Origin of the sequence: Flavobacterium sp. XN-5, from assembly GCF_008033395.2 — a bacterium.
In the GTDB taxonomy this organism is placed as follows: Bacteria; Bacteroidota; Bacteroidia; order Flavobacteriales; family Flavobacteriaceae; genus Flavobacterium; species Flavobacterium hiemivividum.
The window spans coordinates 101,356-122,099 of sequence record NZ_VOGZ02000001.1 but is presented as its reverse complement, the minus strand read 5'-3'; the positions used below and the strand labels follow the sequence as shown (position 1 = coordinate 122,099).

The window sequence follows — 20,744 nt, the reverse complement described above, 5'->3', positions numbered from 1 at the left end:
CTTTGAATATAAAAAAAATAATATCAATTGTATCGATAGTTGTCATAACTGGTTTGATCATTTATGGGTTTATCTTAATAAGACAAATTTTTTCGGAAAATACAAAATTTACCGAAAAGGAAATGTTCGTCCATATTCCTACCGACTCTAATTATGAAGATGTCAAGAAAATAATAGCACCTTTTGTTTCCAATTTGGATCGTTTCGAAATGGTTGCAAACAAAATGAGTTATCCCGAAAATGTAAAAGCAGGACGTTTTCTATTGACAAAAGGAATGAATAGTTATGAATTGGTAAAGGCCATGCGATCTAATGTTCCCGTAAAATTAGCTTTCAATAATCAGGAGCGTCTTGAAAATTTTGCAGGGCGAGTTGGATCTCAAATCGAAGCTGATAGCTTGTCATTGCTTACTTCATTTAAAGATTCGATTTTCATGAAAGAAAATGGATTTACTGAAGAAAATGTTTTGGTTATGTTTATTCCTAATACCTACGAATTTTATTGGAATACCTCAGCCGACAAATTTCGCGATAAAATGATGAAGGAATACCGTAATTTCTGGAATAAAGAGCGTGTTGCAAAAGCAGAACAGCAAGGATTAACTCCCGTCGAAGCGACGATTCTAGCTTCTATTGTTCATAAAGAATCTGTGAAGAAGGATGAAAGACCAAGAATAGCAGGAGTTTATCTGAATAGACTTAAAGTGGGAATGCCTCTTCAGGCAGATCCAACCGTGATTTTTGCTCTAAAATTAAAAGCAAATGATTTTGATCAAGTGATTAAAAGAGTTTTTTATAATGATTTAACGATGGCGTCTCCTTATAATACTTACATGAATATTGGGCTGCCTCCAGGTCCGATAGCGATGCCTGATATAACAGCTTTAGAAGCTGTGATTAATCCAGAAAAGAATGATTTTATTTATTTTTGTGCCAGTGTGGATCGTTTTGGATACCATGAATTTGCAGCTACGTTGAAAGAACACAATGTTAATGCTAAAAAATATTCAGATTGGATTAACGCCCAAGGTGTAAAAAGATAGTTTTGAATTGTAAACGCAATTATTTTTTTTTACTTTTTTTACTGCCTTGGATGCATCTTAGCTATGGGCAAAATGAACTCGATCGTTTTTTAACTCCTTCCAACTCCTTAAATACAAAAAAAAAAAATACGGTAATCCTGACAGAGTCAATAGTTGCCGCCGCTGCATTAGTTGGCTTAAACCAACTTTGGTATGCTGATTATCCAAAATCTGATTTTCATTTTATCAATGATAACGATGAATGGCTGCAAGTAGACAAGGTGGGGCATTTTTATTCGTCTTATCATCTAGGCAGACTTGGAGCCGAAATGCTGCAATGGAGCGGGGCTACCCAAAAAGACCAGTTGCTCTATGGTGCAGGCGTGGGCTTTGCATTTTTGACCGCTGTTGAGGTCTTAGATGGATTTTCTTCAGAATGGGGTGCGTCATCAGGAGATATAATTGCGAACGCCTCTGGGACAGCTTTATATGTGTCACAGGAGCTATTGTGGAAGGAGCAACGCATTACACCTAAATTTTCTTTTCATACTACACAGTATGCCCAATATAGACCCAATGTTTTGGGCAGCTCGTTTGCGGAACAAATTCTAAAGGATTATAACGGACAAACATATTGGCTTTCGGTCAATTTATATTCCTTTTCTAAAGGCTCAAAAATACCCAAATGGTTAAATTTGGCCTTTGGTTATGGAGCTGACGGAATGATCACCGGAAATGAGGAAAATATGGAAGTATTTTTGACGCCAAAATCAGAAAGATCGAGACAGTTTTATTTAAGTTTTGACGTTGACCTGACGAAAATTGACACAAAATCTCATTTTTTGAAGACAATTTTCTCTGTTTTAAACACTTTAAAAGTCCCAGCGCCAACGCTTGAATACTCACATCGCGAGGGGTTTAGAGGTCGTGTATCGTATTTTTAGGTAACTTTAACAGCTTGATTTTCAGCTTTATGAATTTTATTGTATCTTTGCACGCAGAAATTTCTTAACGGGACAGCGTTTTGAAGAAAAACAATTTATGGTAAAGAAGTGGTATTTTTATACAGGTTTGACTATTATTATAGCGTTTTTAAGTTCGGGTTTTAAACCTCTTAAAATTGAAGCTAATCAGTGGTTTCTAATAAAAAACACAGATGGAATTAGATACTTATTTCCGTCAATTGAGCAGGAAGATTACACCAGTATGAATATTCCTTTTACAGGTAATTTATTTATTGGTTTCAAAGAAGCAATCGGATATAGAGAGTCTGAAAATAAATACAAAAAAATCAATTCTCTTGGGTATATGGGTAAATACCAATTTGGTAATGAAACCTTAAAATCTGTAGGAATACACGATGCGGCTTTATTTCTTAGAAGTCCTAAGATGCAAGAGAGAGCTTTTGTGGCCCTTTTATCAAAGAACAAATGGATATTACGTGATATCATCGAGAAATATGATGGTAAGATGGTCAGTGGGATTCTGGTAACAGAGTCTGGAATTTTAGCAGCAGCGCATCTTGGCGGTGCGGGCTCTGTAAAAAAATATTTCAAACACAATGGGAAAAAGTATATTAAAGATGCATACGGTACTTCTATAAGAAGTTATATGGAAGCTTTTGGAGGGTATGATACTTCATTGATTGTTGCAAATGTAAATGCAGTTGCCAGCGCGAACTAAATTAAATTCAATAAAAAACAAAAAGCGACACTCAAATAATTTTTGACTGTCGCTTTTTTTGTGAGTGATCTTATCTGGCTTTTAAAATCTCTCCGTTAGGACGAACGGTTAACCTCATTGTTTTCTTACCGTTATTAATTTTAACATTGTATTGCTTTTTCATGATGTCTCCGTCTTCTTGGGTATATAAAAATTTGTCATTAACAATCGTGTAGCCAGGATATTTTTTGTAGATGGAATAGATAACTTCATTGGGTAGTAGTATATTTTCATAATTCTCTACAACTCTTATTAATTTTCCTTTTTCATTATAGGTTGCAGACAAGGATCCGTTTGTAGTTTTCATAAGTACTAGGTAATTTTCATAACCTTCGTAGTCTTTCCCTATATCATATGCAATAAACTGTTGTTGTACATTTCTAATGTCTTTGTCAGGATTATTGTCGGGGATATAGATTGAAAAATCGGTACCAACTCTTTTGATAACTACAGCAGGTAGCTCTTCCACTTTCATTAGTCCTTGCTCGTTATCTTGTTTAGTCTTTTTTTCTTGGGAATAGGATGAAAATGTCAAACCCAAGAATAACAAAGTTATAACAAATGTTTTCATTATGTTTTGTTTTAAATTAATTTGATTAATAAGAAAAATAGCTGCCCAAATTGTAGTGCAGCTATGATTTTTTAAGGCTCTATTTTTCCGCGAGAATGTTTCCATCGGCATGAACCGTTAATTTACGGGATTCCTTACCATTCTTAATTTTTAAATTATATTCTTTTTTAAGAACGTCTCCTTCTTTTTGAGAATACAAATATTTGTCCTTAACAATTTCCCATCCAGGGTATGTTTTATAGACAGTATAAATTACAGGAGCTGGTAATTTTACATCTTTATATTCTTCGACAACACGAATTAATTTTCCAGTTTCATCATATGTCGCGGATAATGAACCGTCGTTGATTTCCATATATACCAAATAGGTTTCATAACCTTCAAAGTTTTTTCCTAAATCGTAAGCAATAAAACGGTCTTGTAAGGTTCTAACTTTTGGATCAGAATTCATATCTGGTAGATAAACGGAAAAGTCATCTCCTGCACTCTTAATTACTACTGCAGGCAAATCTATTATTTTCATCGCTCCTTCTTTCGTAACTTTTTGTACTTTTTCTTGAGCATAAGATGAAAAGGTTAAACTCAAAAATAATAAAGTAACAACAAATGTTTTCATGTTAAATAGTTTAAATTAATTATTTACTTTCGGTTAAATAAAGGAGATTTTAGGGCTTATTATGTTTTAGTGTTATTGTGTTAATTTATTTAGTTTTATTAAAATAATATTAAAAATTCAATAAATAATATTAAATATTAATATTATTTATACTAAAGGTAGTGATTTAAGCAATAAATCATTGTTAATGCTTTCCTCGATAGTAGTTAATATATTTTCATTGTAGGCTGTTTTTTTATTAAGATAAATCATCTTCATAAAATAAAAGAGGGGCTTGTTTATAATTATCTTACGTTGGAAAGTATGAGATTTTCGATGCAGTCTTAGTATCAATTTAAAGCAAATTGATTCTATGTTAAAAAAAAACTGCCCAATGTTGTTTGGACAGTTAACAATTATTGGGCTTTAAAACTTTAGTTTTCTGCAATAAGTTGACCATCGGGATGAACCTTCAATTTCTGGCTTTCCTTTCCTTTTTTTATTTTTATATTATACTGTTTTTTTACGATGTCTCCTTTTTCTTGAGAATATAAGTACTTATCATTTACAATTTCCCATCCGGGGTATTTTTTATAAATTTCATAAATTAATTTACTTGGTAATACTACATCCTTATAGTTTTCGACCACACTAATTAGTTGTCCTTTTTCATTGTAAGTAGCTGATAATGTGCCTCCTTTTACTTCCATATAAACTAGGTACGTTTCATATCCTTCAAAGTTTTTACCAAGATCGTAGGCTATGAAGCTATCCTGTAGAGTTCTGACTTTTGGGTCTGGATTTCTGTCTGGTAAATAAACCGAAAAGTCATCTCCGGCACTTTTAATCACAACAGCTGGTAAATTTACCATATCTATTCTACCAAGTTTTTTTTCCTGTGAGTAAGATAAATTTACAGGTCCTATTAATAATCCTAATAATAATACATACTTAAACGCTTTCATAACAATTGAATTTAATTTAGTTTAGTAACGACTTAATTTAGCGTAAATTTATAGGGTTACTATTTTTTCCCTTTGTCAATTTATTCTAAATTCTTCTTTTTAAATTAATGTTGCGTTTTGGAGCTTGTTTAATGAAAATGTAATTAGTGTAAATTTATAAAATAATGACTTAAGTGTCAGTAAATGCGGTATTTAAGTTGTGTTAATTAACAGATTTTGAAGTCTGATTTATCTTTGCGTCAGTCGAAATAGTCGTTTTAATTAGAATAAAGAAGCTATAGTTATAGAATCGTGTGAATTTGTTTATTAGTGACTTATTATCCAATTAAAAATTAACATTCGGTCCAAGTTGTATCCCTACGAACCTTTATTATTGTAGGAAATGGAGTGTTTTTTAAATATATTTCTGTATTTATATTTAAAAAAATATTGTTGACTACGGAATATAAATAGAAAAACACCAACTTTTGATTGGTGTTTTTCTATTTAGTCTAAGGAAAAAAGTGTTGTTATTCTCCTATAAGTATTTCTAATATTTTTATTGCGGCATCGCTAATTTTTGTTCCAGGTCCAAAAACGGCAGCTGCTCCAGCGTCAAATAAAAATTGATAATCTTGCGAGGGAATTACTCCACCTACAACCACCATAATATCTTCACGATTATATTTTTTTAATTCTTCAATAACTTGAGGGACTAGTGTTTTATGTCCAGCAGCCAAAGAGGAAACGCCCAGAATGTGAACATCATTTTCTACGGCCTGTTTTGCAGCTTCGGCTGGAGTTTGAAATAATGGGCCAATATCTACATCAAAACCAACATCGGCATAACCGGTAGCGACTACTTTTGCTCCTCTATCGTGACCGTCTTGCCCCATTTTTGCTATCATGATTCTAGGACGACGACCTTCTTGCTTGGCAAAGGTATCGGCTAGTTGTTTGGCTTTCTCGAAGCTTTTGTCGTCTTTAATTTCTTTACTATACACGCCGCTAAAAGATTTAATTTGTGCTTTATATCTTCCGAATACTGTTTCTAAGGCATCGCTGATTTCCCCTAAAGTAGTTCGATTTCTTGCAGCATCCACGGCTAATTCGAGTAAGTTTCCTTCTCCGGTTTTCGCGCAGTGAATTAATTTCTGCAATGATTGCTGTACTTTATTGCTGTCTCTGCTTTCTTTAATTCGATCCAGTTGTTCTAATTGTTGCTTTCGAACCATCTGGTTGTCTACATCCAAAATAACCAAAGGGTCTTCTTTATCGAGACGGTATTTGTTTACCCCCACAATAATATCCTGTCCGCTATCTATTCGGGCTTGTTTTCTGGCAGCTGCTTCTTCAATTCTAAGTTTTGGAATTCCAGCCTCGATGGCTTTGGTCATCCCACCAAGTTCTTCCACTTCTTCGATAAGTTTCCAAGCACTTTCAGCAATCTCGTTAGTCAAACTTTCGACATAATAACTTCCTGCCCAAGGATCGACAGTTTTAGTAATTTTAGTTTCTTCCTGTAGAAATATCTGGGTGTTTCTAGCAATTCGAGCCGAGAAATCGGTAGGTAAAGCAATAGCTTCATCTAATGCATTAGTGTGCAAAGATTGTGTTCCTCCAAAAGCTGCCGCCGATGCTTCAATACAAGTACGAGCTACGTTATTAAACGGATCTTGTTCTGTTAAACTCCATCCGCTTGTTTGGCAATGAGTTCTTAAAGCCAATGATTTATCATCAATTGGATTGAATTGTTTTACTAGTTTAGCCCAAATCATTCTTCCAGCACGCATCTTGGCAATTTCCATAAAATGGTTCATTCCTATAGCCCAGAAAAAAGAAAGACGCGGAGCAAACTCGTCGATTTTCATTCCAGTAGACAATCCTGTTCTAATGTATTCCAGTCCGTCTGCAAGCGTGTAAGCTAATTCAATATCAGCAGTTGCACCAGCTTCCTGCATGTGGTAGCCAGAAATAGATATGGAATTGAATTTCGGCATTTTATTGCTGGTGTATTCGAAAATATCTGCAATAATTTTCATCGAAGGAGTAGGAGGATAGATGTACGTATTGCGCACCATAAACTCCTTTAAAATATCATTTTGTATGGTTCCCGAAAGTTGTTCTGGTTTTACTCCTTGTTCTTCGGCAGCTACAATATAGAAAGCCATGATGGGTAAAACGGCACCGTTCATGGTCATTGAAACTGACATTTCGTCTAATGGAATCTGATCGAATAATACTTTCATATCTTCTACAGAGTCGATGGCAACTCCTGCTTTTCCTACATCACCCACAACGCGTGCATGATCTGAATCATAACCACGGTGTGTAGGCAAATCAAAAGCGATTGATAATCCTTTTTGTCCTGCAGCAAGATTTCGCCGGTAAAAAGCATTGCTTTCTTCTGCAGTTGAAAATCCTGCATATTGACGAATAGTCCAAGGGCGACGAACATACATTGTCGTGTATGGTCCTCTTAAATTTGGCGCAAAGCCAGCACCAAAATCAAGATATTTAAGGTTTTCAAGATCTTTTTTCGAATAGGTGGACTTGAGTTCAATGCCTTCAGCCGTAAAAAAGTCGGTAGTTGCTGCATCTGGTTCGTGCAGTGCCGGTTCTTCTTTTGACTTTTGATTGTCTATTTGAATATGTTGGAGGTCATTTCTTATCATTTTGACACTAATTTATAAGTATTATTGACTGATTTCAGTACTACACTATTTTTCTAAATCCAGGCGTTCTTGTTCTACTTTCTCTGCCAATCGTTTCTCAATAATTGGCGTAATCAGGGTTTTCCTTGGCTTCACTTTTACAAAAGGAAACAATTCTAAATCTTGTTTCATTTTGTCATCTTTATTAGGATATTTATTCGTTCCTAGTAATACTTCTTTTCCAGAGTCAAAAAGTTCCTGTTCTTTATCAGCACTTTCTTGAATTTTTCTCTTGATGATACCTTCATTCAATTGTTTTAGAAAACCACCGTTAGCTTCGATATCTTTGAATAGTACCAATGCTTTTTCGGCTAATTGAGTAGTCAATGTTTCGATATAATAACTCCCATCAGCAGGATTGTTCACTTTGTCAAAGTAGCTTTCGTTTTTCAGAACTAATAATTGGTTTCTAGCGATTCGATCTCCAAATTCATTGTCTTTATGATATAGTGCATCGTAAGGTAGATTAGCAATTGCATCTGCTCCTCCTATAATTGCCGACATACATTCAGTCGTAGTTCGCAGCATGTTTACGTTGTAATCATACAAGGTTTTATTTCGTTTTGTAGGAGAAACTAAAAGATGACATTCTAAGTTATGGTTGTATTCCTTAGCAACTAAATTAAAAAGTAATCGCAACGCTCTGAGTTTTGCAATTTCAAAGAAATAATTCGTACCTACACTAATTTCAAAAACAATGCGCTGCGTTATAACTGGAATTCTGTTGAAATATTCATTAACATGCGCTAAGCTATAGGCAAGTTGTTGCACCATATTAGCTCCTGCATTTTGGTATAAAGCGGCATTAATACTAATAATGGAGCTATTTGGAATCGCAGTTGAAAGTAAGTTTAGCGAATCGAAATTGTTTTTATCTTTAGTAGTAAACCAATTCCCGTCACGTGCTAATTGCCCTATTGGATCTATATTATAATAAGCGATAGCCTTTTTTTGCTGAATGATAGCATCCAGTTTTTTAACGAAATCGATTGAGAAAAATTTAAAATTGAAGTAAACTGTAAGATTCTCTAAAGGTAGTTTTTCTAAAAGTTTTGCTACATCTATCGTGTCATTTTCTATAGTAAAACGAAGACTCTCTGCGCCTCTTTTTAAGGTGTCTAAAGCTCTTTCAACTGATTTTTCAATGTCGAAAACAAAAATGTTTTGACAAATTTTAAATTCAGATGCTTTAGTTTTTACCGTAGCAGCTTTAGCAAATTCGTCTTTATGATAAAAGGGTTTCACCTTAATGTCTTCCGGCGAATTCCAGATCAAGGTTTCATTGTAATCTGCTCCTTTCAGTTCAAACTGGATTTTTTGTTTCCATTGTTTGGAAGAAACAGCATCGAAATCTTCGAATAAATTAGTAGCCATTTTAAGTTTAATTTTTAATAATTCAAGATTTATTATTTTTTTACTATGCTATCACTTTCAAATTCTATGAGGTATATATCCTCATTTTCCTTTTTCATGTAGTACTTTTCACGAGCATATTTTTCTATTTGTTCTGGATTCTTCAATTGCTTGATTTGCTCTTCGTCTTTTTTGATTTCTAGCTGGTAATATTCTTTGTTGTCCTCTAGTTCACTGACTTGGTTGTCTAAGAAACGATGGTCAAAGTAGGAATAATTGTCCAAGAAAATCATCCAAGTTGAAAAAAATAACAATACCCAAACATATTTATTGCTTAAGAATTTAAACCAAGGTTTGTTTTTATGTGGATTTGTCATGTTTTATTTATTTAGCCTTGAGTACAGTGAATCTTTAATAGTATTTACACCGATTGAAATAGAAAACGGTCTCAAACAAAAGGTTGGAGTATTTCTTATTTATCGCAATGTGATAAAATTACAATAAAATTATAGAATTCTTTGATTTATTACGGCACGAACTACGTCTATAGCAACCGTATTGTATTTATCATTGGGTATAATAATGTCTGCAAATGCTTTAGTAGGCTCAATGAACTGCTGATGCATTGGTTTGAGCGTATTTTGATATCGGCTTAGAACTTCCTCCATATCGCGTCCGCGTTCTGCAATGTCCCGTTTCATACGGCGTATTAGCCTTTCGTCAGAATCGGCATGGACGTAAACTTTGATGTCAAACATATCACGTAACTCCGGATTTGCTAGTATTAAAATTCCTTCTACAATCATCACTTTTCGGGGATGTGTCGTAATAGTATCTTCTGTTCTGTTATGTGTTACAAAAGAATAGACGGGTTGTTGCACTGTTTTCTCGTCTTTAAGCTCTTTTAAATGGGCAACTAGTAATTCGAAATCAATAGCACGCGGATGATCAAAATTAATTAATGCACGCTCGTCAAAAGACAAGTTTTTATTCTCTTTATAATAAGAATCCTGCGAAATAATACCTACTTCGGCTTCTGGTAACTCATTCATAATCTGATGAACTACGGTAGTTTTTCCACTTCCTGTTCCGCCTGCAATTCCTATTATTAGCATAAAATGGTGTTGTTACATATTGATAGCGCAAAAATAGGAATTTAATTGGCAGTGTTTTTTGTTTTTAGATAAAATATTGGGCTTTAAATGAAGTAGCTATTCCGGCTATCCATTTCAAGGTTTTGCCTACAAGCTGTTTTTCCAATGCCCTAAAAAGAACTTCTTATAGTCGCTTTTTTAGGTCAGGAAATCAACGCTTTTCGGCTGCAACGCTTTTTACTACTATCCGGGCTATTTGACCATTGGTAGTAATAAAACGATTTTTACTATAATGAACTATTAGTGAGAAAAATATGGAGTATTAAATGCAAAAAGAGAGAACCAAACAAAGGGTTCTCTCTTTTTAAAAAGAATTCAGATCTTAACTTATTTATTTTTTTTTGCTTTTATCATCATTTCCAGTTGGTCCCATAGTTCTTCAGGAATAGCTTCTAATAGATTAAATTGTCCCGCACCTTTCAGCCATTCTCCACCATCGATAACCACGACTTCACCATTTATATATGCAGAAAAATCAGAAACCATATAAGCAGCTAAATTGGCTAATTCTTGATGATCTCCCACACGTTGTAGCGGCACCTTTTTTGACATATCAAATTTTTCGGCAAGATCTCCTGGTAACAATCTGTCCCAAGCTCCTTTTGTGGGGAAAGGACCTGGTGCAATTGCATTGGTACGAATGCCGTATTTAGCCCATTCTACAGCAAGACTTCGTGTCATCGCAAGCACTCCAGCTTTGGCAGTTGCACTTGGCACCACATAAGCTGAACCAGTCCAAGCATAAGTAGTCACAATGTTTAGTACAGTTGAAGATTTTTGTTTGCTGTCAATCCAATGTTTACCAAAAGCGAGTGTACAGTTTTTTGTTCCTTTTAGAACAATATCAATAACGGTATCAAATGCATTAGCCGACAATCTTTCGGTTGGTGAAATGAAATTCCCTGCAGCGTTATTCAGTAAAATATCAACTTTTCCAAAAGCTTTCAAAACACCTTGCAACATGTTTTCTACTTCCTCATAATGGCGAACGTCACATTGTAGTGGCAAACAAGTACCGCCGGTTGCTGCTTCCAGTTCTGAAGCAGTGTTTTTTAGTTTTTCTAAGTCTCTTGAGGTAATGGCAACTTTTGCACCCAGTTCCAGAAAATACTTGGTCATCGCTTTTCCTAAACCGCTACCACCACCCGTAACAACAATTACTTTTCCTTTTAACGCGTCATCGCGTAACATTTTATCGGTATAATTCATATCAGTTTATATTTTTTTTGGTATTGTAAATATAGAGAATTAAATAGTATGCACGCATAATAAAATTAGAAATTAAAGATATTAGACTTTGCATAGTCTTCGCGCAGCTTCTTCTAGAGTTGCATTGTCTTTTGCAAAACAAAAACGAATTAGATGGAGGTTTTTTCCGTTCTCGTAGAAAGTCGAAATAGGGATTGCTGCCACGCCATATTCAGTGATTAATCTTTTGCAAAAATCGACGTCGTTTTCAGAAGAAATAGCTTCGTAGGAAGCCACTTGAAAATAAGTTCCTTCACAAGGCAGGAGTTTAAAACGACTTGTGGCGAGTAATTCTCTGAAATAATCTCTTTTTTTCTGATATAGTTTTCTTATTCCGTCAACCGAAACTGTGTCTAAATATTCGCTGATCGCAACCTGGCACAAGCTGTTGACGCTAAAAACCAAGAATTGATGTACTTTTTTGATTTCTTTCATCAAATGTGCAGGTGCTACGAGATAGCCAATTTTCCAACCAGTGACATGGAATGATTTTCCGAATGAGGAAACCATCACGCAACGGTTGAGTAGGTTGATACGCGTATGCGCCGAAATGTGCTTTTCTTCAAAAGTGATGTATTCATAAACTTCATCTGAGAGAACAATAATGTCTGGATATTGTGCCAATATGGATTCCAAAGTTTCAAAATCAGATTGGGTTAGAATCTTTCCTGTTGGATTATGTGGGTTGTTTATGATTATCATTCTAGTCTTGGTAGAACAAGCGTTTTCAATGGTATTCCAATTCGGAGTATAATCATCATTTACTGAAACTCGCACTGGTTTTGCATTGCATAATAGGATAGGAGCTTCATAACAATCATAACTTGGATCTAGAATAACGACCTCGTCATTAGCTTGTACTAAGGCCTGAATGGTAGTAAAAATCCCTTGTGTTGCTCCGGCAGTTACTAGTATTTCAGTTTCTGGTAGAATAATTCGGCGGTAGGAGTTTTTGACTAGAAGCGCTATGTTTGATAAAAGTGAAGGATAGCCGGCCATAGGAAGGTATTGGTGGAGATTTTCTTTGGCAAGTCGTGCAACAATATCTGTTAATACGGTGTCAACTGGAAAATTTGGAAATCCCTGCGAAAGATTAATGGCATCATGCTCTGCAGCCATTTTTGACATTATTGTGAAAATACTCGTACCAATGTTTGGAAGTTTAGACATACTTTGTTTTTTAGCAATCTAAAAGTAAGCAAATGGTTTGAGTTAATAGATAGTTTCATTGCTATTTGGAGGTGATAGTTAAAATAAAGAAAGACACTTCGTGCGGAGTGTCTTTCTTTATTCATTTTTATTTTTTGGTCACCGGCATATCTGAGTTTCCCATGTCTCTGATACAAACATATTTTCCGTCCTTTTTTTCAAAAAGACTGATAAAATTTCCACTGTTGATTTTTTTATCTGAGGCGTCTGTGACTGTGTATCCACCAATTTCAACTACCATATTCCCATCATTTGAAGGGTAGATTTCTTTAGTTTCGAAAGAGATTTTTGCGTCTTTTGGGAAAGTAAGTAGTTCACTTTTCATGTGTTCATGAATTGATTTTTTTCCTTCTAAAGGTATTTTGCCGTTTGAGTAACTGATGGCATCCTCGGCATAATAAATTATTCCATCGGTGCTTCTGTTATTGTAGGCTTCTGCGAAAGCATTTTCCATTGTTTGAATCTCAGTTTTGATTGCTTCTTTGTCAACCACGGCTGCGGGAACTTCCTTTTTTTGATTACAGGCTAGCATCACAAACATGATAACTACCATTAATCCTTCCTTAAAAATACTGTTTTTCATAATTTTACCGAATTAAAATTTAACAAAATGGATTAAGTTAAAGATTAAGGGTAAATAAAATTAGGTATAAAATATTGATAATCAGTATTTAAATAATTATTTTTTTATTACAATCAAATGTTTTTAATCTGTTTGGATTAAAATTAAAAAAGGGTATGTACTAATTCGGGAATTCTTATTTAACGCCATAATATCCCGAAATAAAGGCTAGTTTTGATTCTTCCCAATTGTAGATGAATTCAAAAATTAGATAAGCTATAATTCCTAATACAAATACACGAACATCTCTACCGGTTACTTTTATTTTTAAATAGTTTGAAGAATTAGAGATGCTAATATATAAAAAAAGAGATGTTTTGTAATCTAAAAATTACATTTTATGAATAATAAAAATAGTAGGTCGTTTGTGTAAATCGATAGTCTCTTTTTTCCATGCCGCAATTCTCTTTGTTTTGATATATTCTGTTGGTAAGGTAATATCAGTTGCGATGCATAAATGGGTTTCTGGATGCAGCGTCTGTAATAGATCTTCTAGTAAGTTATTATTACGGTAAGGGGTTTCAATAAAAATTTGAGACTGGTTTTTTTCGAAAGAAGTTCGTTCTAGTGTTTTAAAACTGGTTCTTTTTTCGTCTTTGTCTATAGGTAAATAACCGTGAAATGTAAAACTTTGCCCATTCATTCCTGAAGCCATCATAGCTAAAAGAATCGAAGAAGGTCCTACTAACGGCACTACTTGTATGCCTTTTTCGTGTGCCAGTTTAACAATTACAGCGCCAGGATCTGCTACGCCAGGACATCCCGCTTCACTCATTAGACCAACATTTTTACCTTCTAATAAAGGTTGAATGAAATCTTGATGTTCTTTTACCTCGGTACGTTTATTCAAAACAAATAGAATTAACTCCGATTGTTTCTTATCAGGATGAACTTCCTTGATTGATTTACGTGCTGTTTTTTCGTTTTCAACGATATAATGGTCAATGAAGTCAATTGTTCTTTTTACGGTTTGTGGTAAAACATCCATTGGGTCACATTCTCCCATGGTTGTAGGGATTAAATATAGTTTTCCTAAAAGAGTAGCTGATTTCATTATAGAGTTGTTTATGTTTTTTAATCTGTATTATTCGACAAAAATACAGGATTAAATAGAGAGTGAGTTTTTTTTCGACAACAAAAAGTATAAGGATTGCTAATTTACGAGTGCTTGGCTATTAATTTATTAGCTATAATTTCGCATACTTCATCTAGCATACCGTACACGATTTCAAATCCGTTTGCCATTCCAAAATAAGGATCTGGAACATCTACGTTTTCGTTGGGATACACTTCATTTAAGATAATTTGTACTTTGGCGTGATGTTCTGGCTTGTCTGTAAGTTCGAGTACATCCCTATAGTTAGATGTATCCATAACATAGATATAATCATATTTATCAAAATCAGCTTCTTCGATTTGTCGGCCTTTTTGATTGGAAATATCTAGGTTGTTATTTTTTGCCGTAGCGATTGAACGGGCGTCAGGAGCGTGGCCAATGTGCCAAGAGCCTGTGCCTGCTGAGTCAACAGTAAATTTATTTGCGGGTAGTTTTGAAGCTAAAATACCTTCGGCCAAAGGTGACCGACAAATATTGCCCAAACAAACCATTAAAATTTTTACGGACATGTTGCGTTTATAGCGTTAATTTCTTATGAATATCTTCAACAAATTTCTTGAATTGTTTGTCAGTAGCCACCAGGTTGTCAACGGTTTTACAAGCATGTAATACAGTCGCGTGATCACGATCTCCAATTTGAGACCCGATATTTGCCAAAGAAGCTTTTGTAAATTTCTTAGCAAAGAACATAGCTAGCTGTCTTGCTTGAACCACATGTCTTTTCCTAGTTTTCGATTGTAAAGTTTCTAAATCCAATTGGAAATAGTCTGAAACTGTTTTCTGAATATAATCGATAGAAATTTCGCGTTTTACATTTTTAACAAATTTCTCAACAACGCTTTTTGCTAATTCGATCGTTACTTCTTTTTTATTGAAAGAAGATTGAGCGATTAAAGAGATTATAGCTCCTTCTAGTTCTCTAACATTCGATTTAATATTACTAGCTACATATTCAATAATTTCTTCCGGAATTTCAACACCATCTCGGTACAAGATGTTTTTCAAGATAGAAATTCTTGTTTCGTAATCCGGTTGATGCAATTCTGCTGATAGTCCCCATTTAAATCGGGACAATAAACGTTGTTCGATATCTTGCATGTCAACAGGTGCCTTATCAGAAGTAAGGATAACCTGTTTACCATTTTGATGCAAGTAATTGAAGATGTGGAAAAATACATCCTGAGTTCCTGATTTACCGGACAGGAATTGTACATCGTCAATAATTAAAACATCAATAAGCTGATAGAAATGTATAAAATCATTTCGGTTATTTTTCTTTACCGAGTCAATATATTGTTGGGTGAAAATTTCAGCTGAAATATATAAAACAGTTTTTTCAGGATATTTATCTTTAATTTCTACACCTATAGCATGTGCAAGATGTGTTTTACCTAATCCTACACCACCAAAAATCAATAGCGGATTAAATGATGTTCCGCCCGGTTTATTGGCAACTGCCATACCTGCTGAACGGGCTAGTCTGTTTGAGTCTCCTTCAAGGAAATTATCAAAACTATAGTTCGCATTCAGTTGAGATTCAATTTTTAAATTTCTAATTCCAGGAATTACAAAAGGATTCTTTAATTCAGGATCTAGATTTTTATAAGGAGCATCAATATTTTGCGGCTTCATAGGTGCCCTATTTGCACTTGGCAATTGTTCCGTAAACGGTTGTTTATTACCATGAGTGTTTTCCATCTTGATTTTATAAAGTAACTTTGCGTTTTTACCAAGTTCTTTAGTTAAGGCGACTTTTAATAATTTTACATAGTGTTCTTCTAACCATTCGTAGAAAAATTTACTTGGTACTTGAATGTATAATGCGTTATCGGTAAGTTCAACTGATTTAATAGGTTCAAACCAAGTTTTAAACGCTTGGTCTTGGATGTTGTCTTTAATAAAAGACAAACAGTTTTCCCATACTGATTGAGCAGTTTTGTTCATAAATTCTATGTAAATTATTTTATTTAGTAATCGTTGTCTGATTAAATAATGCTTAAAAAAGCACTGTTTTTCGGGGTAACAAATATGTGAACAATTTTCTGTAAAAAAAAATATTAAGGGGTTGATTATGTAGAATTATTGTTGTAAGTAGTATTTAGAAAGTAAAATAATATAAAAAAGTAAATAGATTTTAGTATGAAAGAACACGAATTTAACGTAAGAGTAAGGTATTCGGAAACGGATCAAATGGGAGTGGTTTATCACGGGAATTATGCCCAGTATTTTGAGATGGGACGCGTGGAATGGCTTAGAAACCTTGGGATTTCTTACAAATGGATGGAAGAAAATGGAATTATGCTTCCGGTGGTTTCCTTGAATATAAATTATAAAAAACCAGCTCGTTACGATGACCTTTTAAGAGTAAAAACTATATTTAAAAGTCAGACCTCTGTTAAGATTGAGTTTGATTATGAAATTTACAATGAGAAGGAAGAGTTGTTAACAATTGCCAACTCAATTTTAGTATTTGTGAACATGAAAACGGCTCGACCAACGGTTCCTCCTGAGTATGTAACAGAAAAGCTTTTGAAAATAAAAAACTGGTAGAATTTATATTTTATTATTCTTTAATTTTTATATCTATTTCAAATATAGAATTGAAAATGTCGAAAATCATTTCGGCATTTTTTTTTCGTGTTTTAATTTCGATTTTTCCATTTGGCAATCCAGTTTCTTGGTTCATCTCCATTTCTTGATTTACAATCTCGAGCTTTTTTTCTTTAATTACTCGCATGATTTTATTCATGTTTTTGTACTCAAATGAAATAAGATAATGGATATTTATCGTTTTTTCGATAATTACACTGCTTTCGAGTGTGAGTTGTGCGGTGGTTTTATAAGCAGAAATTAATCCGCCAACGCCTAGTTTAACGCCTCCAAAAACTCTAGCGACGACTACAAGTGTATTTGTAAGAGAAAATGACTGTATTTGACCATAAATAGGCATTCCTGCGCTATTGCTTGGTTCTCCATCATCGTTTGCTCGATAAGAAAGTGTTTCAGTGCCTATTTGGTACGCGTAACAAAAATGACCTGCATTGGGATGCTTTTTTCTCAAACCGTCAATAATGGTTCTTACTTCCTCTTCTGATTGAATGGGAAAGGCATATCCAAAAAACTTACTATTCTTTTCTTTGTACAGTATTTCTTCCGATTCAGATTCGATGGTATTGTAGGTGTCGTTAATTTCCAAAAGTATTTTCTAAATTAAATTTTTTGTAAATAAGTCTACTACATCTTCTTTGCCCACTTGTAAATTCCATATGTGAAGCCCTAATGATAGCGCAGCGTCAGTATTTTCCTTTTTATCATCTATGAATAGTGTGCGTTTTGCCTGTAAATCATGGTTGTTTAAAACATAGGTGTAAATGTCAGGATTTGGTTTTCTCATCTCTATTTCGAATGAGAAATACACTTTTTCAAAACATTTGTAAAAATCACCGTAAAAGGATGCGCCATTATTTTGTTCGAAAGTTTCGATATGAATGGCATCAGTGTTACTGAGTAAAAATAAGCGGTATTTTTTAGATAACATCTGTAGAAACTCCAATCGATACAAAGGGAAATCAAGCAAAACGGCATTCCAAGCTTTTAAGATTTCTTCAGAACTAGCGTTAGGAATGTGTTTTTTAATACCTCCAATAAAGTTTTCTCTGGATATTTGCCCCGTTTCATATTCTATGTTCAACTGGTTCAAATCGTCATTCCATTCGCTAAGACCTAATTTTTTAAGTCCGTCGATAGTAGCTTGTTTGTCTAAATTAATAAAGACATCTCCAAAATCAAATATAATTGCATTAATCATGGTTTCTGGTTATTGTAAGTTCATCATGGCCGATTAACTGTTTATTTAAATAAATCCCGTTTAGTATTGGAGCAGCTGTTCCTTCTTTAAAAAGGATGTTTCCTTTAAAAATTCGTGCTTCATCCCAGAGATTAGCATCAATGAAAGTTTGTATAGTTTGTCGGCCGCCTTCAATAATCACCGATTGAATTTGATGATTATATAAGACATCTGCCACTGGGCCAGCGATGTTTTTTTCAAAATCTAGGGTTTCAAATATAAGGTTTTCTTTATCGATATTCTTTTTTTCTTTCGAAAAAAGCAGCGTTTTAGTCTGATTATCAAATATGTTACAGCTTTTTTCTATTCGATTGTTTTGATCTAAAACGATTCGAGTAGGATTTTTTCCAGTCCAATCTCTCACATCTAATTTTGGATTGTCGTCAATAACGGTTTGTGTTCCCACAAGAATAGCCTGTTCTTCACTTCTCCATTTATGAACTAATTGCCTGGAATAGGTATTTGTGATCCAAACTGGTTTTTGTTCTGACTTTTCTTTCGGGGAAATGAAGCCGTCTTGACTTTCGGCCCACTTCAAAATGATATAAGGTCTTTTCTTTTGATGAAAAGTAAAAAATCGTTTGTTCAGCTCATAGCATTCCTTTTCAAGAATACCCACAGTTACATTTATTCCCGCTTCAACTAACTTTTTTATTCCATTTCCTGCCACTTTTACATTGGGGTCAACAGTTCCAATAACTACTTTTGGGATTTTATTTTTTACAATTAAATCAGAGCAAGGCGGTGTTTTTCCAAAATGACTACAGGGTTCTAAGCTCACGTAAATCGTAGCTTTTTGTAAAAGGGATTTATCTTTTACGGAATTTATCGCATTGACTTCGGCGTGCGGTTCTCCCGCTTTTTTATGCCAGCCTTCCCCAATAATTGTATCTTCATAAACAATTACACTGCCCACCATCGGATTGGGATAGGTTGTTCGTAAGCCGTTTTGGGCTAATTGGATGCATCTTCGTATGTATTTTTCATCTGTTTTCACCATGCAAAAGTAGTTATTTTTGAGCGGAGCCTAAAAAGTTTGGGATTAGTTTTGAAACTTCTAAATATAACAATAACAATTTCTATTTTTGTGTTTTTAGAAACAAGTAGTTACATAGCATGGAAAATTGGATTATTAGAAAGATCGAAAAAAGAGACAATGCAGCTGTTGCGCAGTTAATAAGAGCTGTTTTTGATGAGTTGAATATCCCAAAAGTAGGAACGGCATACGCAGATCCTTATTTAGATTTAATGTATGAGGAATACAACAAGCCACAATCCGTCTATTATGTTGTCGAGAAAGACGGGAAAGTTGTAGGTTCGGCGGGAATCGCTCCTTTGGAAAATGAAGCTGATACGATTTGTGAATTACAGAAGATGTATTTTTTACCAGAAACACGAGGTCAAGGAATAGGTGGTCAGCTAATGACTGAATGTCTGAAAAGTGCCAAAGGTTTTGGTTTCGAAAATTGTTATTTGGAAACGATGCCATTTATGCATGATGCTCAAAAGCTGTATAAAAAATCGGGTTTTGAATATATAGATGCGCCTATGGGAAGTACGGGACATGTTTCTTGTCCGGTATGGATGTTGAAGAAATTATAAATTGGGAATTATGAGTTCTAAATTCATAAAGCAATAAATACACCATGAAAATCAAAGAATATAGAAGTCAATTTATTCAAGTTCTGTCTCCAATTCACGGAGAAGGCGAAGCCGAAAGTTTTTTTTACCTGATACTGGAAGAAAAGCGTCAGCTACAAAGAATTGATCTGGCTCTGGATCCTGAGTTGGTTTTTTCGAATGAAGAAATCGTAGGTTGGAATTCTATCTTGGAACAATTGAAGTTAGAAATCCCAATTCAGTATTTGCTGGGGAAAACTAGTTTTTATGGATTGGACTTTGAAGTAAATGAAAAGGTATTGATTCCGAGGCCGGAAACTGAAGAGTTGGTGGAATGGATTGTTAAAGAAAATTCAAAGACCGAAGGACTTAAAGATTTAAAAATTTTGGACATTGGAACAGGAAGTGGATGTATTGCGATTTCATTGGCAAAAAATATTCCGAATGCAAAGGTGTACGCAATTGATGTTTCCGAAAATGCTTTGGCTACAGCCCAAAAAAACGCAACGCTCAACGAAGTTGATGTTACTTTTATCACTCAGAATATTCTGGAAACCGAGGATTTAGATCAGCAGTTTGACATTGTAGTTTCTAATCCTCCTTATGTTCGAAATTTAGAAAAACAGGAAATCAAGAAAAATGTCTTGGACAACGAACCGCATTTGGCACTTTTTGTGGAAGATGACGATGCCTTAATTTTTTATAGGAAAATAGCAGAATTGGCACAAAAAAACCTTTCGGAAAATGGTCGGCTTTTCTTCGAAATCAATCAATATTTAGGAAAAGAAATGGTCGAATTACTTACTGAAATGAATTTCAAAAACATTGAATTGCGAAAAGATATTTACGGCAATGATCGAATGATTCGAGGGACAATTTAAGATATTCAGCAATTTTTTTGGAGTCAACAAGAAACTTATCTTGTCATTCCGACGAAGGAGGAATCTCCGTTTCGTGAGCAGTTTGATAAGATTCCTCTTTTGTCGGGATGACAATTACGGTCTTC

Annotated in this window: 22 protein-coding genes; 6 read left to right on the top strand and 16 right to left on the bottom strand. The window is 34.4% G+C overall.

Going from position 1 to position 20,744, the window contains the following annotated elements; all coding sequences use genetic code 11:
* The first annotated feature begins 2 nt into the window (after positions 1-2).
* The 3 genes from mltG to FQU23_RS00535 all read left to right on the top strand — a co-directional run bounded on the left by mltG (position 3) and on the right by FQU23_RS00535 (position 2,705).
* A complete protein-coding gene (gene mltG / locus FQU23_RS00545; RefSeq protein WP_147672132.1) occupies positions 3-1,043 on the top strand; it encodes an endolytic transglycosylase MltG in 1,041 nt (346 codons plus the stop codon).
* 50 nt (positions 1,044-1,093) lie between these two features.
* Positions 1,094-1,966, top strand: a complete 873-nt coding sequence (locus FQU23_RS00540; protein WP_147672131.1) for a DUF2279 domain-containing protein — start codon at positions 1,094-1,096, stop codon at positions 1,964-1,966.
* A 97-nt stretch (positions 1,967-2,063) separates the two neighbouring features.
* The gene (locus tag FQU23_RS00535; protein WP_147672130.1) at positions 2,064-2,705 is read left to right on the top strand and encodes a peptidoglycan-binding protein LysM; all 642 of its coding nucleotides are present in this window, start codon (positions 2,064-2,066) and stop codon (positions 2,703-2,705) included.
* 70 nt (positions 2,706-2,775) lie between these two features.
* On the opposite strand, the gene FQU23_RS00530 is transcribed toward FQU23_RS00535, so the two are convergent.
* The 13 genes from FQU23_RS00530 to dnaA all read right to left on the bottom strand — a co-directional run bounded on the left by FQU23_RS00530 (position 2,776) and on the right by dnaA (position 16,215).
* On the bottom strand, positions 2,776-3,315 hold the full coding sequence (locus FQU23_RS00530) for a hypothetical protein (RefSeq protein ID WP_147672129.1): 540 nt from the start codon (positions 3,313-3,315) through the stop codon (positions 2,776-2,778).
* Between the two features lie 79 nt (positions 3,316-3,394).
* Entirely contained in the window at positions 3,395-3,931 is a 537-nt protein-coding gene (locus FQU23_RS00525; protein ID WP_132108151.1) for a hypothetical protein, read from the bottom strand.
* Positions 3,932-4,344: 413 nt separating this feature from the next.
* Complete coding sequence (locus FQU23_RS00520; protein ID WP_147672128.1) at positions 4,345-4,875, bottom strand: hypothetical protein; 531 nt, start codon at positions 4,873-4,875, stop codon at positions 4,345-4,347.
* Positions 4,876-5,384: 509 nt separating this feature from the next.
* Positions 5,385-7,529, bottom strand: a complete 2,145-nt coding sequence (gene scpA / locus FQU23_RS00515) for a methylmalonyl-CoA mutase (protein WP_165425705.1) — start codon at positions 7,527-7,529, stop codon at positions 5,385-5,387.
* A 45-nt stretch (positions 7,530-7,574) separates the two neighbouring features.
* A complete protein-coding gene (locus tag FQU23_RS00510) occupies positions 7,575-8,942 on the bottom strand; it encodes a methylmalonyl-CoA mutase subunit beta (protein WP_147672127.1) in 1,368 nt (455 codons plus the stop codon).
* Positions 8,943-8,974: 32 nt separating this feature from the next.
* Complete coding sequence (locus FQU23_RS00505; protein WP_132108145.1) at positions 8,975-9,298, bottom strand: FtsB family cell division protein; 324 nt, start codon at positions 9,296-9,298, stop codon at positions 8,975-8,977.
* 129 nt (positions 9,299-9,427) lie between these two features.
* Positions 9,428-10,036 (bottom strand): uridine kinase, encoded by a 609-nt coding sequence (udk, locus tag FQU23_RS00500; RefSeq protein WP_147672126.1) that lies wholly within the window; start codon positions 10,034-10,036, stop codon positions 9,428-9,430.
* A 366-nt stretch (positions 10,037-10,402) separates the two neighbouring features.
* Entirely contained in the window at positions 10,403-11,284 is an 882-nt protein-coding gene (locus FQU23_RS00495; RefSeq protein ID WP_165425704.1) for an SDR family oxidoreductase, read from the bottom strand.
* Positions 11,285-11,365: 81 nt separating this feature from the next.
* The gene (locus FQU23_RS00490; RefSeq protein WP_147672125.1) at positions 11,366-12,493 is read right to left on the bottom strand and encodes a methionine aminotransferase; all 1,128 of its coding nucleotides are present in this window, start codon (positions 12,491-12,493) and stop codon (positions 11,366-11,368) included.
* 127 nt (positions 12,494-12,620) lie between these two features.
* Positions 12,621-13,115 (bottom strand): YybH family protein, encoded by a 495-nt coding sequence (locus tag FQU23_RS00485; protein ID WP_147672124.1) that lies wholly within the window; start codon positions 13,113-13,115, stop codon positions 12,621-12,623.
* A 370-nt stretch (positions 13,116-13,485) separates the two neighbouring features.
* The gene (locus FQU23_RS00480; protein WP_147672123.1) at positions 13,486-14,208 is read right to left on the bottom strand and encodes an SAM-dependent methyltransferase; all 723 of its coding nucleotides are present in this window, start codon (positions 14,206-14,208) and stop codon (positions 13,486-13,488) included.
* Between the two features lie 104 nt (positions 14,209-14,312).
* Positions 14,313-14,780: a low molecular weight protein-tyrosine-phosphatase gene (locus FQU23_RS00475; protein ID WP_147672122.1), complete on the bottom strand. Its 468-nt coding sequence runs from the start codon at positions 14,778-14,780 to the stop codon at positions 14,313-14,315.
* A gap of 7 nt (positions 14,781-14,787) precedes the next feature.
* The gene (gene dnaA, locus FQU23_RS00470) at positions 14,788-16,215 is read right to left on the bottom strand and encodes a chromosomal replication initiator protein DnaA (protein WP_132108132.1); all 1,428 of its coding nucleotides are present in this window, start codon (positions 16,213-16,215) and stop codon (positions 14,788-14,790) included.
* 195 nt (positions 16,216-16,410) lie between these two features.
* Here dnaA and FQU23_RS00465 point away from each other — a divergent pair, with 195 nt between their 5' ends.
* Positions 16,411-16,821: an acyl-CoA thioesterase gene (locus FQU23_RS00465; RefSeq protein ID WP_147672121.1), complete on the top strand. Its 411-nt coding sequence runs from the start codon at positions 16,411-16,413 to the stop codon at positions 16,819-16,821.
* A gap of 13 nt (positions 16,822-16,834) precedes the next feature.
* On the opposite strand, the gene FQU23_RS00460 is transcribed toward FQU23_RS00465, so the two are convergent.
* The 3 genes from FQU23_RS00460 to ribD are packed head-to-tail and all read right to left on the bottom strand — an operon-like array spanning position 16,835 to position 19,115.
* Positions 16,835-17,467 (bottom strand): IMPACT family protein, encoded by a 633-nt coding sequence (locus FQU23_RS00460; protein WP_147672120.1) that lies wholly within the window; start codon positions 17,465-17,467, stop codon positions 16,835-16,837.
* A 9-nt stretch (positions 17,468-17,476) separates the two neighbouring features.
* Complete coding sequence (locus FQU23_RS00455) at positions 17,477-18,079, bottom strand: HAD family hydrolase (protein WP_147672119.1); 603 nt, start codon at positions 18,077-18,079, stop codon at positions 17,477-17,479.
* A complete protein-coding gene (ribD, locus tag FQU23_RS00450; RefSeq protein ID WP_147672913.1) occupies positions 18,072-19,115 on the bottom strand; it encodes a bifunctional diaminohydroxyphosphoribosylaminopyrimidine deaminase/5-amino-6-(5-phosphoribosylamino)uracil reductase RibD in 1,044 nt (347 codons plus the stop codon). The genes FQU23_RS00455 and ribD overlap by 8 nt, the downstream gene beginning before the upstream one ends.
* Before the next feature lie 119 nt (positions 19,116-19,234).
* Between ribD and FQU23_RS00445 the strand changes: the two genes are divergently transcribed.
* On the top strand, positions 19,235-19,720 hold the full coding sequence (locus FQU23_RS00445; protein WP_147672118.1) for a GNAT family N-acetyltransferase: 486 nt from the start codon (positions 19,235-19,237) through the stop codon (positions 19,718-19,720).
* Positions 19,721-19,764: 44 nt separating this feature from the next.
* Positions 19,765-20,619, top strand: a complete 855-nt coding sequence (prmC, locus tag FQU23_RS00440) for a peptide chain release factor N(5)-glutamine methyltransferase (protein WP_147672117.1) — start codon at positions 19,765-19,767, stop codon at positions 20,617-20,619.
* Positions 20,620-20,744 lie beyond the last annotated feature (125 nt).

What these genes read in the sequence shown, in the direction of transcription:
- FQU23_RS00540 (WP_147672131.1), top strand. Translation starts at nt 1,094, where the DNA reads ATGCATCTTAGCTATGGGCAAAATGAACTCGATCGTTTTTTAACTCCT.
- FQU23_RS00535 (WP_147672130.1), top strand. Translation starts at nt 2,064, where the DNA reads ATGGTAAAGAAGTGGTATTTTTATACAGGTTTGACTATTATTATAGCG.
- FQU23_RS00530 (WP_147672129.1), bottom strand. Translation starts at nt 3,315, where the DNA reads ATGAAAACATTTGTTATAACTTTGTTATTCTTGGGTTTGACATTTTCA.
- FQU23_RS00525 (WP_132108151.1), bottom strand. Translation starts at nt 3,931, where the DNA reads ATGAAAACATTTGTTGTTACTTTATTATTTTTGAGTTTAACCTTTTCA.
- FQU23_RS00520 (WP_147672128.1), bottom strand. Translation starts at nt 4,875, where the DNA reads ATGAAAGCGTTTAAGTATGTATTATTATTAGGATTATTAATAGGACCT.
- scpA (WP_165425705.1), bottom strand. Translation starts at nt 7,529, where the DNA reads ATGATAAGAAATGACCTCCAACATATTCAAATAGACAATCAAAAGTCA.
- FQU23_RS00510 (WP_147672127.1), bottom strand. Translation starts at nt 8,942, where the DNA reads ATGGCTACTAATTTATTCGAAGATTTCGATGCTGTTTCTTCCAAACAA.
- FQU23_RS00505 (WP_132108145.1), bottom strand. Translation starts at nt 9,298, where the DNA reads ATGACAAATCCACATAAAAACAAACCTTGGTTTAAATTCTTAAGCAAT.
- udk (WP_147672126.1), bottom strand. Translation starts at nt 10,036, where the DNA reads ATGCTAATAATAGGAATTGCAGGCGGAACAGGAAGTGGAAAAACTACC.
- FQU23_RS00495 (WP_165425704.1), bottom strand. Translation starts at nt 11,284, where the DNA reads ATGAATTATACCGATAAAATGTTACGCGATGACGCGTTAAAAGGAAAA.
- FQU23_RS00490 (WP_147672125.1), bottom strand. Translation starts at nt 12,493, where the DNA reads ATGTCTAAACTTCCAAACATTGGTACGAGTATTTTCACAATAATGTCA.
- FQU23_RS00485 (WP_147672124.1), bottom strand. Translation starts at nt 13,115, where the DNA reads ATGAAAAACAGTATTTTTAAGGAAGGATTAATGGTAGTTATCATGTTT.
- FQU23_RS00480 (WP_147672123.1), bottom strand. Translation starts at nt 14,208, where the DNA reads ATGAAATCAGCTACTCTTTTAGGAAAACTATATTTAATCCCTACAACC.
- FQU23_RS00475 (WP_147672122.1), bottom strand. Translation starts at nt 14,780, where the DNA reads ATGTCCGTAAAAATTTTAATGGTTTGTTTGGGCAATATTTGTCGGTCA.
- dnaA (WP_132108132.1), bottom strand. Translation starts at nt 16,215, where the DNA reads ATGAACAAAACTGCTCAATCAGTATGGGAAAACTGTTTGTCTTTTATT.
- FQU23_RS00465 (WP_147672121.1), top strand. Translation starts at nt 16,411, where the DNA reads ATGAAAGAACACGAATTTAACGTAAGAGTAAGGTATTCGGAAACGGAT.
- FQU23_RS00455 (WP_147672119.1), bottom strand. Translation starts at nt 18,079, where the DNA reads ATGATTAATGCAATTATATTTGATTTTGGAGATGTCTTTATTAATTTA.
- FQU23_RS00445 (WP_147672118.1), top strand. Translation starts at nt 19,235, where the DNA reads ATGGAAAATTGGATTATTAGAAAGATCGAAAAAAGAGACAATGCAGCT.
- prmC (WP_147672117.1), top strand. Translation starts at nt 19,765, where the DNA reads ATGAAAATCAAAGAATATAGAAGTCAATTTATTCAAGTTCTGTCTCCA.